At 54.3% G+C, this 15,406-nt stretch carries 12 protein-coding genes and 1 pseudogene; 6 read left to right on the top strand and 7 right to left on the bottom strand.

Going from position 1 to position 15,406, the window contains the following annotated elements; genetic code table 11:
* Positions 1-103 precede the first annotated feature (103 nt).
* A complete protein-coding gene (locus tag VK70_RS20735) occupies positions 104-1,906 on the bottom strand; it encodes an LTA synthase family protein (protein WP_046724458.1) in 1,803 nt (600 codons plus the stop codon).
* 284 nt (positions 1,907-2,190) lie between these two features.
* On the opposite strand from VK70_RS20735, the gene VK70_RS20730 reads away from it, so the two are divergent.
* On the top strand, positions 2,191-4,491 hold the full coding sequence (locus VK70_RS20730; protein ID WP_025697426.1) for an ATP-dependent DNA helicase: 2,301 nt from the start codon (positions 2,191-2,193) through the stop codon (positions 4,489-4,491).
* Positions 4,492-4,554: 63 nt separating this feature from the next.
* Here the strand turns inward: VK70_RS20730 and VK70_RS20725 are convergent, their stop codons facing one another.
* Together VK70_RS20725 and VK70_RS20720 are read right to left on the bottom strand one after the other, a co-directional pair.
* A complete protein-coding gene (locus VK70_RS20725; RefSeq protein ID WP_411431683.1) occupies positions 4,555-5,238 on the bottom strand; it encodes a CidB/LrgB family autolysis modulator in 684 nt (227 codons plus the stop codon).
* 10 nt (positions 5,239-5,248) lie between these two features.
* Positions 5,249-5,605 (bottom strand): annotated as a pseudogene (locus VK70_RS20720) (CidA/LrgA family protein); the annotation flags it as partial.
* Between the two features lie 110 nt (positions 5,606-5,715).
* Here VK70_RS20720 and cidR point away from each other — a divergent pair.
* The 5 genes from cidR (at position 5,716) to VK70_RS20695 (ending at position 11,333) form a co-directional block, all read left to right on the top strand.
* Positions 5,716-6,603 (top strand): cidABC operon transcriptional activator CidR, encoded by an 888-nt coding sequence (gene cidR, locus VK70_RS20715; protein ID WP_025697422.1) that lies wholly within the window; start codon positions 5,716-5,718, stop codon positions 6,601-6,603.
* A 133-nt stretch (positions 6,604-6,736) separates the two neighbouring features.
* The gene (locus VK70_RS20710) at positions 6,737-6,973 is read left to right on the top strand and encodes an aspartyl-phosphate phosphatase Spo0E family protein (RefSeq protein WP_025697420.1); all 237 of its coding nucleotides are present in this window, start codon (positions 6,737-6,739) and stop codon (positions 6,971-6,973) included.
* 265 nt (positions 6,974-7,238) lie between these two features.
* A complete protein-coding gene (locus VK70_RS20705) occupies positions 7,239-7,706 on the top strand; it encodes a MarR family winged helix-turn-helix transcriptional regulator (RefSeq protein WP_025697419.1) in 468 nt (155 codons plus the stop codon).
* The gene (locus tag VK70_RS20700; protein WP_025697418.1) at positions 7,699-9,435 is read left to right on the top strand and encodes an ABC transporter ATP-binding protein; all 1,737 of its coding nucleotides are present in this window, start codon (positions 7,699-7,701) and stop codon (positions 9,433-9,435) included. Before VK70_RS20705 ends, VK70_RS20700 begins: the two co-directional genes overlap by 8 nt.
* Positions 9,432-11,333, top strand: coding sequence for an ABC transporter ATP-binding protein (locus VK70_RS20695; RefSeq protein ID WP_025697416.1), 1,902 nt, complete (start codon positions 9,432-9,434; stop codon positions 11,331-11,333). Before VK70_RS20700 ends, VK70_RS20695 begins: the two co-directional genes overlap by 4 nt.
* 94 nt (positions 11,334-11,427) lie before the next feature.
* On the opposite strand, the gene VK70_RS20690 is transcribed toward VK70_RS20695, so the two are convergent.
* The 4 genes from VK70_RS20690 to VK70_RS20675 all read right to left on the bottom strand — a co-directional run bounded on the left by VK70_RS20690 (position 11,428) and on the right by VK70_RS20675 (position 15,398).
* Positions 11,428-11,739 carry an antibiotic biosynthesis monooxygenase gene (locus VK70_RS20690; protein ID WP_025697414.1) on the bottom strand — a complete coding sequence of 104 codons (312 nt, stop codon included), beginning with the start codon at positions 11,737-11,739 and terminating at the stop codon, positions 11,428-11,430.
* Positions 11,740-11,788: 49 nt separating this feature from the next.
* Complete coding sequence (locus VK70_RS20685) at positions 11,789-12,508, bottom strand: 3-ketoacyl-ACP reductase (RefSeq protein WP_025697411.1); 720 nt, start codon at positions 12,506-12,508, stop codon at positions 11,789-11,791.
* A gap of 74 nt (positions 12,509-12,582) precedes the next feature.
* Positions 12,583-14,130, bottom strand: a complete 1,548-nt coding sequence (locus VK70_RS20680) for an FAD-dependent oxidoreductase (RefSeq protein ID WP_025697410.1) — start codon at positions 14,128-14,130, stop codon at positions 12,583-12,585.
* A 149-nt stretch (positions 14,131-14,279) separates the two neighbouring features.
* Positions 14,280-15,398: a diguanylate cyclase gene (locus VK70_RS20675; RefSeq protein WP_052756020.1), complete on the bottom strand. Its 1,119-nt coding sequence runs from the start codon at positions 15,396-15,398 to the stop codon at positions 14,280-14,282.
* Between the last annotated feature and the right edge of the window lie 8 nt (positions 15,399-15,406).

The following is a 15,406-nucleotide window of genomic DNA, read 5'->3' as shown; positions in this document are numbered from 1 at the left end:
CATGGTTTTTGGCGTCGATGCGGGACTAACGCTTATCTCTGAATGGCGGCTTCTTACGCAGCACGGCTGTGCAAAAAGCGCAGCCGCTGATAAGGGGCGCAGCCTATTCGGCTTTCTTCTCGGGCAGCTGAGACACATAGCTGTCGGAGAGCTGCAGCAGCCGGAGCGCCCGGTTGTATTCATCCTCCGTGGCTGCGGGCCGCTTGCTGCTGAGCGCGATTGGATACTGGGTGTTGTCCTCGAAGCTATTGCCGGGAATAAGCAATCCGGAGCTTGCAATGAACGAGCCTGTAGGCAAATAATAACGCTCGGGCAGAAGGTTATAGTTCTGATTAATGATATCCTGGCCGAAATGCAGATGATCCTTCAGAGAAATGCCCAGCAGATTGGCGGCGGTCGGCAAAATGTCAATCTCTCCGCCTACCTGCTCCAGAGTCTGCGGCTGCGCGCTGCCCGCGCCGTGAATGATCAGCGGAATATTGGTCATATTCGCATATCCGTATTCATGGCCGTAAATCTCGGTCATCAGCTCTTTGTCGTCATGATCAAGAGAGTATATCGGCAGGCCCATGTGATCGCCATAGATTATAATCAAGCTGTTGTCCCAAAGTCCGGTCTCTTTAAGCTCCTGGACCAACTGGCCAAAAGCGTAGTCGGCGTAGTTCTGCGCCCGAATATAGTCGCCGACAAAGGTGCCTTCATAACGCTCCGGCAGCTTCATCTTGTATTTTTCCTCGGGAATCGTAAACGGATGATGCGACGACATGGAAATGATCTGGGCATAGAACGGCTGACCGCTTGCGCTCATTTCCTTCAGCTTGGCTGTCGTTTTGCGGTACAGCACCTCATCGGAAGCCCCGAAGAAGAAGACGTCCTCGTCGCCAAAGAACTTGTGATCGTAATATTTGCCCCAGCCGAGCGAACTGTACAGCTCCCCCCGGTTCCAGAACTCAACATCATTTGTATGGAAGGTGGCCGTCTGGTAGCCGTTCTTCTCCATTAGACGCGGCAGGCTCGGCAGCACCTTGTCGACGTACATTTGGGTGGCCGCGCCCCGGGGAGGGATGTAAAAAGACGTATTGACGACGAACTCCGCATCCGAGGTGTTACCCTGGCCAACCATTTGATAGAAGTTCGGGAAATACAGGCTTTGCTTCATCACGGCATTTATATTCGGCGTGATCTCTTTGCCGTCGATCTTAAGGCCAATCAGAAAGTTCTGCAGCGATTCCATCTGCAGGATAATCAGGTTCTTGCCCTTGGCCGCTCCCTGAAGTTTCGGATTTGCGGGAGCGCTGATTCCCTTGGCCGAATCGATGGATTTCTGTGTGATGTCGCTGGCTTTCACCAGGTCGATTTTTTCTTGAGCGAAGAGGGTATAGGCCTCATAATTGAGGATGCCCATCTCCTGCGCTTTCTTGATTTCGTTCATGCTGGCTTTGTTCGGCAGCACATTGAACAGACACAGCGCCAGCGACGCGGCGAACAGAGCCGAGAATTTCCGGCTGCCGCGTCCCCGGTTAATTTGCTCTTTTTTGTAAATCCGGCCGTTCCGGTTAAAAAGAAAATAATATCCCAGCACGATCACATCAGCGAAAATAAGCAGAAAATAAGGGTCCATCAGTGAAAATACGCTGTCGCTGACGGCAGCCACCTGATTGACCTGTTCAGCCGCATGATAGGTTACGATGACGCCATAATATTTGAAATACATAATAGCCGCGAAAAAAATCCCCGTTACCAGCAGGTTAACCGTCATATAATAGCCGAGCTTGCGCTTTGACGCGAAACGCTCGATAATGCAGAATAACGCCCAGGCAAAGGGAATCTCTGTCAGCAGCGACTTCCACGGCAGCAGATTACCGAAGATCACCGCCCAGGCCAAATAGCTCTTAAGAATAAGCATGATGGTGAAGAAGATAAAAGGTTTGGTCAACCACCGTCTAACGTTAATAAATGACACGGCACCGCCTTCTTTCTGGATGCTACCATCGTAACAAAATTTATTATGCCGTTATGTAAATGGAATGTCAAAACTAGAAATAATGCGTTAAAAGTGTAAAGCGGTATGCTTGGCGGCGCTATTCGCTTTTTCGGCGAGAAATGGAGCCGCAGAAGAAGAGAAACGCCAAAATCGGAGAAAATCGCAGTAAGAAACAGCCGGAAAGTTGTGGAAAGGAGGGACTCGCCTTGACTTCCGTCGTAACGATTTCAGTAAGAACGCTTGTGGAGTATGTGTACCGCAGCGGCAGCCTTGAATCGGGCTTCCGCAGCTCCGCTTCTCTTGCAGAGGGAACGCGCATACACCAGCAGATCCAGCAGCAGTATAAAGAGGACGACCGTAAGGAAGTGTACCTCAGCGCGGAAATTCCCTGCGATGAACTGATTATCGCCGTCTTCGGGCGCTGCGACGGACTGCTGCTGTCTGCGGACGGGAGCTTTACCGTCGAGGAGATCAAGTCGACCGGAGCGCCCGAGCTGCCGGAGGAAGGCCGTGAGGTGCACTGGGCCCAGGCTTTAATGTATGCGCATATGATTATTTTGGAACAGGATCTTTCAGATATCACGGTCAGGCTTACCTATGTGCACAGCAGGGCGGGGCAGCAGCGGAGCTTCGAGCGGCTCGTGTCCGCCGCAGAGGCGGCGGCCTTTGCGGGTGCTACGGCGGCGGCGTACGCCCCCTATGCGGCCCTGCTGCTTCAGCATGGGGAGCGCAGGACCGAAAGCATCCGCAGGCTGGAGTTTCCGTTCCCGGCCTATCGGGAAGGGCAGCGGCGTTTGGCCGGCGCTGTCTATAAGTCCGTCGCGGACGGTGTGAACCTGTTCGCTCAGGCGCCGACGGGCATCGGAAAGACGATGTCCGTCCTATTTCCGGCGGTCAAGGCGATGGGAGAGGGCCTGCTTCGCGGCCTGTTCTACTTAACAGCCAAGACCATCACGCGGATAGCCGCGCAGGATGCCTTTGCCTTGATGGCCTCCTGCGGCCTTCATCTGCATGTGGTCACGATTACGGCCAAAGAAAAGGCCTGTCTCCGCGAAGAGGGGCTCTGCGGGCCGGACTATTGCCCGTTTGCAGACGGGTATTATGACCGGATCAACGGAGCGCTGATGGATATGCTCGGCAGCGAAACGCTGATGGACCGCCATGTTCTGGAACAATACGCCCGCAAGCATTCGGTATGCCCGTTCGAGCTGTCGCTGGACGCGGCGTATGCAGGCGACGCCGTCATTTGCGATTACAATTATATTTTCGATCCGCGTATCGGCCTCAAGCGGCTCCCGGAAGAACGGAAGAAGGATACGGCACTGCTGGTCGACGAAGCCCATAATCTGGTTGACCGGGGCCGAGAGATGTTCTCGGCGGGCCTGCGCAAAGCGCCGTTCCTTGCGCTGAAGCGCCGTTATAAGGAACCGAACCGCGCGCTCAGCGCCGCGGCGGGGAACGTGAACGCCTTGTTCATTGCTCTGCGCAAAGAGTGCGAACCGGCTGGCTCGGGCAAATGGAGCCTATATCCCGGGGAGCTGCCAGGCCTGCTGGAAGCGTTCGTGCAGGAGGCGGAGCGTGAACTGCTCGGCCCTGCTCCGGCGCTGCTCCCGGAAGAGGAGCAGGAGGACGGGCTGCTTGACGCCTATTATGACGCCCAGGCGATGCTGCGCGCTTGCAAGATGTATGACGAGCGCTACATCACTTATGCGGAAACGGAAAAAGGAGACGTCTTCCTGAAGCTGTTCAATCTGGACCCGTCGCATTTATTGACCCAGTCCTCCAAGGGTTTTCGCAGCCGGATTTTCTTCTCGGCGACACTGTCACCTCTCCATTATTACCGGGAAATGCTCGGCGCGGGCGAGGACGATTACAGCCTCACGATTCCTTCTCCCTTCCGTAAGGAGCAGTGGGAGGTCGGCATCCTGCCGGTGTCGACGCGGTTTCGCGACCGGGATGGCTCGCTTGGGCCGCTCTCGGAGGCGCTTGCGGCGATGGTTGCCCGCAAAGGGAACTATCTCGTCTTTTTTCCGTCGTACCAGTATTTGCAGAAAGTATACGATGCTTTTGCCGCCGCATTGCCCGAGGTCCGAACGCTGGTGCAGGGCAGCGGAATGAGTGAAGAGGAACGGGAGAGGTTTCTTGGAGCTTTTCGCCCTGGCAACGAGGAGACGCTGCTTGGATTTGCCGTGCTGGGCGGGATTTTCTCGGAGGGGGTCGATTTGCCGGGAGACCGGCTAGGCGGGGTGATGGTTGTCGGCGTCGGCCTGCCCCAGCTTGGGCTGGAGCGCAACCTGCTAAGGGAATACTTCAGCGCCCAGGGCAAGAACGGATTTGATTACGCCTACGTGTATCCGGGAATGTGCAAGGTGCTGCAGGCGGGAGGGCGCCTCATTCGCAGTGAAAGCGATACCGGCGTGATTTTGCTGGCAGATGACCGCTTTTTGCAGCCCCCGTATTTATGGCTGCTGCCGGAGGAGTGGAGAGACTACCGGGTGCTTGAATAAAAAAAGACACTCGCTCGGGAGCTATAGCTCGAAGCGGGTGTCTGCGGCCCAAGCCGGGGCGGCCTAGCGGAGGAAGACCGCGAGTAGAGCAGGCGTTACGCTGAGCGTAAACAGCGCGGTCAGGATCATCGCGATACTGGAAATGGTTCCGGTCAGCGAACTCAGCTCAAAGGCTTTGGAAGTGCCCATACCGTGCGCGGCGGTTCCCAGCGATACTCCGCGCGCAACTTCATTATCAATGCGGAAGAGGCGAAGGACCGTCGGTCCCATCAGCGTGCCAAGTATGCCGGTCATAATGACGAATACCGCCGTAATGCTTGGTATGCCCCCAATGCTCTGCGAGATATTCATGGCAATCGGTGTAGTTACCGACCGGGGCACCAGGCTTGTTGCCAGATTGCTGCTGAGATGCAGCCAATTGGCCAGGAGAACGGAGGATATAACCGCCATTACCGTACCTGACAGCACGCCTGCCGCAATCTCGGCGGCATGCTTTTTGAGCACCTTGAAGTTCTTATGCAAAGGGATGGCAAAGGCAATTGTTGCAGGCTGAAGCAGGTCGGTAAGCCATTTGCCTCCCGCATTGTAGGAATCAAAGGATACGCCCGTCATCAGCAGGAAGCTGATAATTAGCAGCGGCGTAATGATCAGCGGTGACAAGTACATTTTTGTCTTGGCCGCGTAAATCCGTTTGGAGATCAGATAAACTCCGAGAGTCAGAATCAGACACAGAAGTCCGGTCAGCATGATGTCTTCCCTCCTTGACTTTGAAGATAAGGGCTGTAAGCAGTCCCGAACTGGTCATAACGATAAAAGTTCCCGCTAGTATAATCGCCAGTAAGCTAAGACCGTCGGTCTCAAGCAATGATGTGTATTTCATAACACCGATAGCGGAGGGAACGAAGAATAGCAGCAGCTCGGCCAGCAGCCAGGATGCCCCTACTTCCACCCAGCCAAGCCGGATGACGCCGGTTTCCAGCAGGATGAATAACAGCACCATGCCAATAATGCTTCCGGGAATCGGAAGATGCAACCAAGAGCTAAGATTGCCCATTAATAGGGAGAATACGGTCAGCGCACCTACTTGCAGCATTCCAATCATTAGTTTTCTCATAAGGCCGCCCCTTTCAAGCTATATTGAAATTTTACAACATTTATTTTCATAGGTAAAATGAATATATCGAATGGATGATATTCATTTTGTCTATACAGGAGGATTGACTTTTGGACATCAGGCAGTTGCAGTATTTTGTGGAGGCGGCCCGTCTGAACAGCTTCTCCAAAGCGGCCAAATCATTATATATAACTCAGCCCACTGTCAGCAAGATGATTCGGCAGATCGAGGAAGAGCTCGGGGCGGATTTGTTCTACCGGGAAGGCAAGAGCATTAAGCTGACCGACGCGGGCGAGATTCTGCTCGCCAAAGCCCAGAATATCGTTGAATCCTTCCACAGTCTCTCCTCCGAGCTGGACAGCCTGCGCAGCCTGAAGCAGGGCCATATCCGCATCGGGCTGCCGCCCATGGTGGGGGCCAACTTTTTTCCGTCGGTGATCGGCCGATTTCACCATAAATATCCGGACGTCTCAATCCGGCTGTACGAGGACGGGGCGAAGAAAGTGGAAAATGATGTGGAGACCGGCGTGCTCGATATCGGTGTCGTTGTTCTTCCCGTCAGCGAAGACCGATTTCATATTTTCTCCTTTGCCGAAGAAAGACTGGAGCTGCTGGTCCCTTTCGGACATCGGCTGGCCGGGCGAAGCTCGGTTCCTCTGGTAGAGCTGAAGGATGAGGAGTTTGTGCTGTTCCGCGAGGACTTCGCCCTGCATGACCGCGTGATTGCCGAATGCGTCAAATCGGGATTTCAGCCGATGGTTGTCTACGAGAGTGCCCAGTGGGATCTGATCGCCCAGATGGTGGCCGCCGGGCTCGGCATCGCGCTGCTGCCGCAGACGATCTGCCGCGACATGGACCGTTCGCGCATCTCCGTAATCACAATGACCGAGCCGGCCATCCCGTGGCAGCTTGGCATGATCTGGCGAAGAGACCGTTACTTGTCCTTTGCCGCCCGCGAGTGGATCGCTTTTGCCCAGGGCTTGCTGAAGGAGAGGTAACTTTGCACGGACGGTTAAACGATTATCATGAAAAAGTTGGATCATCGACATATTTTTCTTTTTCTGCAAAATATGCTTTTTTGGCATCATGAATTATAATAGAGTTTAAAGGTAATAGAGAGAAGGTGACGCAGTGCTGAGAGAATTCAGGGAAGAAGAATTGTCTATAACTATAGAGAGCCTCAGATGCGAACTGCTGGAGGTTGCCCAAGAGCGGAGTCTCAGCGACCGTACTGTTGTTGAGCTAAGCGAACGCCTCGACAGCTATATCTTGCTTGCGCAGAACAAAATGATGGAAAATCTTCGCACGCGCAAGAGCAGCAGTCGCCATAGGAGTGATGGCTCCAATTCGAGGAGAACGATGAATTAGCTTCATCAATACCAATAATTCCAGACCTTTTCGCCAGAACGGCGGGAGGGTCTTTTTTAAATAGAGGAATTAACCGCTTAGCTTTGAATGCGCCAAATTGTAATAAATAATAGCGATTTCAAGGTTTGACAACGGACATAGGCGAAAATATAATTAGTATGCCTAAATAATAAACTATATAATTATTAGATGTGCTAATTAAATCAAACGGGAATACCCGCATGGGAGGGACAACATTGGGATAGAAGAAGATGATAACAGCAAAGTGCCTCGTAAGCTGCTGTTCGCTTTGCAGCAGTTGCATAAGGCGCATTGGAGGCATGCCGCCGAAGGGAATAAACCCAGTGAGACTACATTAATGATGTGCATCGCGCGAAATACCCATTTTGGAAAACAAGGGCTCAAGGTGTCGGAAATTAGCCGCTTGCTGGGGCTGATGCCGCCGACAGTTACCCAGCTCATCAACAGCCTCGAAGCAAAGGAATTGGTATTCAGGCAGGCCGATCCGGAGGACCGGAGAGTGGTGCGCGTCAATTTGACCGAACGCGGCTGCGAGGTTGCGATAAAGGCGAAAAAGCATAGGGACGCGATCTTAAGCAAGCTCGTGGATTATCTGGGCGAAGAAGACAGCAACCGGCTGGCGGACCTTCTTATGAAAGTTCACACCTTCACCCAGGAGAATAGATGTGACCTTGAACGGTTACCAACGAACGGAGATGAGAGCAATGATTAAGCTATTCAAACAATTAAAGCCTTTTTCGCTGCCGATTGCCGTCATTCTTCTGCTTGTATTTTTGCAGTCGATGGGCGATCTGTACCTCCCTAACTTGATGTCCGACATCGTTGATAAGGGGATTGTGCAGCAGGACCAGGCTTATATTTGGAAAATCGGCGGATTTATGCTGCTGGTGGCGGGCGGCGGCGCGCTTTGTTCCATCATTGCTAGCTATTTGTCGGCTAAAGTAGCTATGGGATTCGGGCGTAACACGCGTTCGCGGGTGTTCAGTCATGTAGAAAATTTTACGCTGACCGAATTTGATCAACTGGGGACCGCTTCCCTCATTACGCGGACGACGAACGACATTACCCAGGTGCAGACGGTGCTGATGATGCTGCTGCGGATGATGATCGGCGCTCCGATGATGATGATCGGCGGCATTATTATGGCAGTGTCCGAGAATGCCAAGCTTTCGCTCGTTTTTGTCGTCGTCATACCGGTGCTTGCCCTGGCGATTTCTTACGTGGGCTTAAAAGGGCTGCCTCTCTTTAAGGCGAACCAGCTCAAGCTGGATAAGCTGAATCTGGTGCTGCGCGAGCATCTGATCGGTATTCGCGTCATCCGCTCCTTCAACCGGATTCAGCATGAGCAGAAGCGCTTCAACGCGGCCAATAGAGATTTAACGGATACGGCTATTAAGGTCAACAAGATTATGGCTCTGCTAATGCCGATGATGATGTTCGTCATGAACTTCTCCATGCTCGCCATTCTGTACTTCGGCGGCATGCGGATTGATAGCGGCGAACTTCAGGTCGGCTCGCTTATGGCATTCATTCAATATGCCATGCAGATCATGTTCTCGCTTATTATGGTTTCCATGATGTTCGTGCTCATTCCGCGCGCTTCGGCTTCCGCCATTCGTATCAATGAGGTGCTTGATATGGTGCCGGAAATCACCGATCCCGAAGGCAAGACCTCTCTGGAGGGCCAACCGGTTCTTCACGGCTGTGTGGAATTCAAGAACGTTTCGTTCTCCTACCCGGGTGCGGAACAGCCAGCCTTATCGGATATCAGCTTCAGCGCCCGCCCGGGAGAGGTGACGGCGATTATCGGCGGGACGGGCTCCGGCAAATCAACCTTGCTCAGCCTTATTCCCCGCTTCTACGATGTGGTTGAAGGCGAGGTGCTGGTCGACGGGGTTGATGTACGGAACCTGACCCAAGAAGAGCTTCGCGCCAAGATCGGCTATGTGCCGCAGAAGGCAGTACTGTTCACCGGCACTGTGAAAGAGAATATCAGGCACGGTATGAAAGAGGCTACGGATGAAGAGGTCCGGCATGCGACTGAAGTTGCTCAGGCGCTGGAGTTTGTATCCGAGATGAAAGAAGGCTTCGATTCGGAAATCGCCCAAGGGGGCGGCAATGTCTCCGGCGGACAGAAGCAGCGGCTTTCGATCGCGCGGGCGCTCGTACGGAAGCCGGAAATCTATTTGTTCGACGACAGCTTCTCCGCGCTTGACTTCAAGACCGACGCCAAGCTCCGCGCCGCTCTCCGAGGGGAGACGCTTGAATCGACTGTGCTGATCGTCGCCCAGCGGGTCAGCACCGTTATGGATGCGGACCGGATTATCGTGCTGGAAGAAGGCCGAATTGCCGGTATCGGCAGCCACAGCGAACTGCTTGCAAGCAGCGATGTCTATCGTGAAATCGTGGCTTCGCAGCTGTCAGAGGAGGAAATCGCATGAGTGACAACCAACAGGAATATAAGCGTCCCGCCCAGCCGCCGGCACGGAGAGGAGGACCTGGAGGGTTCGGAGGCGGCGGCATGATGCTGCCGCCGGAAAAAGCCAAGGATTTCAAAAAAACGCTGCGGCGGCTGGCCGGGTATCTGCGCCCGAAGCAAATGCTGTTGCTGGTTGTGCTGATTACGGCCATCCTAAGTACGGTATTCAGCATCTTGAGCCCGAAGCTTATGGGCAAGGCGACAACGAAGCTGTTCGAAGGTGTCTTTGGCAGAATGAAGGGTGTGCCGGGAGCAAGCATTGATTTTGGCTATATTAATGAAATTTTGCTTATTTTGGCCGGTTTGTATCTGCTGAGCGCCATCTTCGGCTACGTGCAGCAGTATGTTATGGCCGGCGTGGCGCAGAGCATCGTATTCAACATGCGTGAAGAGATCAACAGCAAGCTGGAACGGCTACCGCTGAAATATTTCGACTCCCGGACGCATGGGGAAATCTTAAGCCGCGCAACCAACGACGTCGACAATATCAGCACGACGCTGCAGCAGAGCTTGACTCAGCTTATAACATCGATTATTACGATTATCGGCGTCATTGTCATGATGCTGACCATCAGCCCGTGGCTGACGCTCATCACGATCATTACGCTGCCGCTCAGCTTTGTGGCGATTGTGGGCATCACCAAGCGTTCCCAAACGTACTTCGTCGGACAGCAGAAATCGCTCGGCCAGCTGAATGGCCATGTCGAGGAGATGTACACGGGTCACCGGATCGTGAAGGCGTTCGGACAGGAGCGGGAATCGCTCAAGGAATTTGACCAGATCAATGAGCAGCTTTACGATTCCGGCTGGCGCGCGCAGTTTATGTCCGGCATCATTATGCCGCTGATGATGTTCATCGGCAACCTGGGCTATGTGCTGGTCTGTGTGGTCGGCGGGATTTTTGTCACCAAAAAAATGATCGAGGTCGGCGACATCCAGGCGTTCATCCAATATTCGCGCCAGTTCATGATGCCGATTACTCAAACGGCCAACATCGCCAATATTATTCAGTCCACTATCGCTTCCGCGGAACGCGTATTTGAACTGCTGGACGAGGAAGAGGAAGTCCCCGAAACGTCAGCAGTCATGGCCGGGAAGACTGGGCCTGAAGAGGGAGCGGTTGAGTTCCGCCATGTGAAATTCGGCTACAAGGAAGACGCCATACTGATCGAAGATATGAACATTAAGGTTAAGCCGGGACAGACTATCGCGATTGTAGGGCCAACCGGAGCGGGCAAGACGACGCTCATCAACCTGCTGATGCGGTTCTACGAGCTGAACGGCGGCCAGATCCTGATCGACGGAGTGGATATTACGGACATGAAGCGCAGCGAGCTCCGCGCCCGGTTCGGCATGGTGCTGCAGGATACGTGGCTCTTCAACGGTACGATCCGCGACAATATTGCGTACGGACGCGAAGGCGCGACCGAGGCGGATGTGGTGCGGGCGGCCAAGGCGGCGCATGCCGACCATTTCATCCGCACGCTGCCGATGGGCTATGACACCGTGCTGAATGAAGAGGCCTCCAATATTTCGCAGGGGCAAAAACAGCTACTGACTATTGCCCGCGCCATTCTGGCAGACCCGTCGATCCTGATTCTGGACGAAGCTACAAGCAGCGTCGACACCCGGACGGAGGTGCAAATTCAAACGGCGATGAACACACTGATGCGGGGCAGAACCAGCTTTGTTATTGCCCACCGCCTATCGACTATCCGCGACGCCGATTTGATTCTCGTGATGAACCACGGCACCGTCATCGAGCAGGGTTCACACGAAGAGCTGCTGGCGCAAGGCGGATTCTACGCCGATCTGTATAACAGCCAGTTCTCGGACGGCGAGCTGTCGGATGCTGTTTAAGCGTTCATAAAAAAACAAGCGCAGAAACGCTCATCCCTGTCAGGGAAAGCGGTTCTGCGCTTGTTTATTTTTGCCGGGCCTTAGCTGCCCCGGCTTACTGGCCGGGAGTGCGGCTGAACAGCAACTCGTATTTGTCGAGCGAAGCGCCGAGAATAGACTCGTGGCCGCCTGCGCCCCGGTGGGACTGCCGGAAGGCTTCGCTGGATGTCCAGCCTTTGAATGCTTCCTCATTCTCCCACACCGTACAGATTTTCAGTTCTTCCACGCCCTCTTTGGCGCTGCCATGCCATACCTCCATGCGGACAAAGCCCGGCATATCCTGCACGCCGCCGGCGTAGGTGAACCGCTGGGCCAGCGCTGTTCCGGCGCCTTCCTTGACCTTAATCGTATTCGTAACTACGAGCATAGCTTCAAACCTCCCGTTAAGAATGGATGAAGGGCCTTAAGGCAAGAGCTTATTGCGGATTGGTTGTCCAGATGCCCGCCGTCTTGATGAATACGCGGTCCGGCAGCTTCAGCGCCGTCAGCGCAAGCTCGGCGACATCTTCGGGCTGCATCATCCGGTCCTCGTCGCCGATCGGCAGACCGGCATTCACCGCTAGAGGGGTATTGACCGTGCTTGGCGTCAGCGCGGTAACACGGATGTTGAACTTGCGCACCTCTTGGAAGAGCGCCTCGGTCATGCCCATCAGCGCGAATTTGGACGCGCAGTAGGCGGAGCCGGTGGCGAAGCCGCGCTCTCCCGCCGTGGACGAGATGTTGATGATGCTGCCTGCTTTCTTCTCGATCATGGAAGGCAGCGCGGCGCGGGTAACGTAGTAGACGCCGAACAGATTGATGTCGATGTGACGCTTCCACTCTTCCGGGTCCATGTCTACCAGCGTGCCGAAGTTGGCGACGCCGGCGTTGTTGATCAGGACATCAAACGTGCCAAGATCGTTCTGAATGGCGGCCACCGCGCGCTCTGCCTCTTCACGGACCGATACATCGGCGACGGCGATGCTCACTTTCACATCGTATGCTTCGGCGATGGCGGCTTTCAGAGCCTCCAAATCGGCGGCGGTCCGGGAGATCAATCCCAGATTGGCGCCTTCTTTGGCAAGCGTCAGCGCCAGGGCTTTGCCGATGCCTTTGCCGGCGCCGGTAATGACTGCGGTTTTTCCTCTAAGTTCCATCTGTTTTCTTCCTCTCCTTTAACTCTAATAAGTTTCTTGTCTCTGTCCCGGTTAACCGGGGTGTCCAATAAACATCAGAGGTCCGGTTTGTCCAGCGGCAGGGTCGCCGGTCCTTCGATTACTTCACCGTCATAGGAGTAACGGGAGCCGTGGCACGGGCAGTCCCAGGAGCGTTCGCTCTCGTTCCATTGACATTCGCAGCCCATATGCGTGCAGGTTCTGTCTACGAGATGAACCCCGCCTTCGGAGTCCCTGTACGCTCCGACCCGCTTTCCATCATGGCGGACGACTCCGCCTTCGTCCAGTCCCAGATCGTCAATCTTCTTAAACGTGAACTCCAGCTTGCCCGTGATAAGCTCATTGACGACATTGGCGTTCTGCACTAGAAGATTCTTGATTCCCGGATTTGGATTCAACCGGGACGGATCGTAAAGCTCCGTATAGGGACTGCTTTTACGCTGAATCTGATCGGCAATCATCCGCGCCGCCAGCGTGCCGCTCGTCATTCCCCATTTGGCAAAGCCGGTGGCGACATAAATTTCCTTGTCCTTCGACATTTTGCCGATGTAAGGGACCTGGTCGACCGTAATCAGATCCTGTGTGGACCAGCGGTATGGAATTCGGCGGATGCCCAGCAGCTCTCTGGCGAAGACCTCCAGATTCTCATAATGCTTGATCGTACAGCCGCTCTGTCCCCCCTTATGGCTCTCGCCGGCGGCAATGACCAGCCGTTTGCCTTCCCACTCAACCGCGCGAAGGGACCGCCGGGGCTGGCCGACACTTAAGTACATACCACCTTCGTAGCCGGTTTCGGGCTCGAAAGCCAGACAGTACGCGCGGTCCGCATGCAGGCGCGCAAAATACATCTCTCCCCCGTCATAGAAGGGATAGTGGGAGGCCGATACCGCGTGGCGGCACTTGATGCGGTGCTGTCCCCGTTCGGTAAAGAGCGTCAGGCCCTCCTCATTCTCCACGTCTCTGCTGATCGTGGTGTGCTCATAGACGATCCCGCCCTTGTCCAGAAAAGCCTCAAGCAGCCCCTTTAGATACGCAAGAGGATGGAAGCGGGCCTGTCCCGGAAGCTTGATTCCGCCTCCAATACGCATAGGTAGCGATACATCATCCACCCATTCCCCCGGCAGTCCCAGCTTGCGGTAAGCCTCAAATTCGGCCTCCAACTGATTCAACGTCTTCTTGTCGTCCGGGTAGCCGTACACATAAGCATCCTCGCGTTCCAAGCCGCAGGATATGCCGAGCTTCTCCGCCGTCTCGACGATCCATTCCAGGCTCTCGCTGTTGGAGCGGAAATAGGCTATGGCCTTGTCCTCGCCAAAGCTCTTCGTCAGATCGCTGTAGATCAGGCCATGCTGCGCCGTAATCTTGGCGGTTGTGAAGCCCGTTGTGCCGGTGAGCAGCTCGCTTCCTTCCAGCAGCGTGACCTTGTAGTCGGCGTCCGCCAGCAGATAAGCCGTGGTAATACCTGTTATGCCGCCGCCTACTACGGCGATGTCGGTGGCATGGTCCTCGGTGAGCCGGGGAAAAGAGGGCAGCTCCGTCGTTCCTCTCCATAGCGACTCCGGAAGCTTGGGCAGATTTTCTGGCCATTTATTTTCTGGGTCCATCACGTATTCCTCCCTAATTATACAGTCGTCGTTTCAGTTATTACCACTAAATAGGTAAAAGAAACTTCGCTGCGGAGCGCATTCATGCAGAAATCGGCCCGGCAGCTGCGACGGTAGGAGGTCATGCAAATCATCAAATGGCGCTTTCCTCAGCCTTCAAAGTATGTGTCGGCGGCACAAACCTTGTTTCTCCCCGAGTTCTTGGCTGCATAGAGTGCTTTGTCTGCGTATTGGCTAAGCAGGTCGCCGTCCGCATCCTGTATATTTTCCGGATAGGATGCGGCCCCGATGGATACGGTGAGATGGATTTTAATGCCCGAAGGCAGCAAGAAACGGTCATTCTCCACGGCGGACCGGATGCGTTCTCCGGCCTTTTGCGCCTGATAGAGTGGGCAGTCGGGGAGCAGGATCGTAAACTCTTCACCGCCGTTGCGGGATACGATATCGTAAGACCGGGAATGATTACAGAGACGGCGGGCCAACTGCTTCAGAACGGCGTCTCCCGCCGGATGGCCGTAGGTGTCGTTAATATTCTTGAAATGGTCGATATCGATAAGGAGCAGCGACAGACTTTCCCCATGCCGTTCTGCCCGGGCCATCTCTGTATCCAAATGGCGGTGGAACTGGTGCAAATTATTGAGATTGGTCAGATAGTCCGTAGCGGCCCGCACTTCAAGCTGGGCATACAGATCGTTGGAACGTTGAATATATTCGGCTACATAATAAACGGCCAGTCCGGCGGCAAGAGTGACGCCAAGCTGCAGCGGAAAGAACTCCATAATGATTTTGAGGTCTTTCAGAGTGAAAATAAATCCTGCGAGGCAGATCGCCATACTAATCAAATTTCCGGCCATTACCTTGCGCATGCGCGACCAGCGGAGTACGGAAATCCAGCTGCAGCAGAGACCGATAAGCACCAGGGAGACGAACGCCGATACCGAAGTATCGACCAAGCCATAGATAAGTACCCGGCTTACGGCTAAGACCGCCGCACAAATTATGGCGGGGAGCCAGCCGATATAGGCGGATACAATAACAATTGTTAAATGACGGAGATTGGCATAGATTCCCGGCCCGACCGGAAAGGAATACTCCATCAGAATCATGCCGAACAATCCGAAGAGCAGTCCGATGACGATGCTGGAGGCCCTGCTGCTGGAGCGGCCGATGACGGTATACTTTTTGGACAACATGCCTGACAGGAAGAGGAAAGTAACAAGTATGCAAAAGTTGGCAAATAGGCTATTGATCATTTTTATTATCATCATGACAGTAT

The organism is Paenibacillus durus ATCC 35681 (assembly GCF_000993825.1).
In the GTDB taxonomy this organism is placed as follows: domain Bacteria; phylum Bacillota; class Bacilli; order Paenibacillales; family Paenibacillaceae; genus Paenibacillus_AQ; species Paenibacillus_AQ durus_B.
The sequence above is the reverse complement of the archived record's forward strand: the minus strand, read 5'-3'. Positions and strand labels throughout refer to the sequence as shown.

What these genes read in the sequence shown, in the direction of transcription:
- VK70_RS20700 (WP_025697418.1), top strand. Translation starts at nt 7,699, where the DNA reads ATGATTAAGCTATTCAAACAATTAAAGCCTTTTTCGCTGCCGATTGCC.
- VK70_RS20680 (WP_025697410.1), bottom strand. Translation starts at nt 14,130, where the DNA reads ATGGACCCAGAAAATAAATGGCCAGAAAATCTGCCCAAGCTTCCGGAG.
- VK70_RS20695 (WP_025697416.1), top strand. Translation starts at nt 9,432, where the DNA reads ATGAGTGACAACCAACAGGAATATAAGCGTCCCGCCCAGCCGCCGGCA.
- VK70_RS20685 (WP_025697411.1), bottom strand. Translation starts at nt 12,508, where the DNA reads ATGGAACTTAGAGGAAAAACCGCAGTCATTACCGGCGCCGGCAAAGGC.
- VK70_RS20735 (WP_046724458.1), bottom strand. Translation starts at nt 1,906, where the DNA reads ATGCTTATTCTTAAGAGCTATTTGGCCTGGGCGGTGATCTTCGGTAAT.
- VK70_RS20675 (WP_052756020.1), bottom strand. Translation starts at nt 15,398, where the DNA reads ATGATGATAATAAAAATGATCAATAGCCTATTTGCCAACTTTTGCATA.
- VK70_RS20690 (WP_025697414.1), bottom strand. Translation starts at nt 11,739, where the DNA reads ATGCTCGTAGTTACGAATACGATTAAGGTCAAGGAAGGCGCCGGAACA.
- VK70_RS20725 (WP_411431683.1), bottom strand. Translation starts at nt 5,238, where the DNA reads ATGCTGACCGGACTTCTGTGTCTGATTCTGACTCTCGGAGTTTATCTG.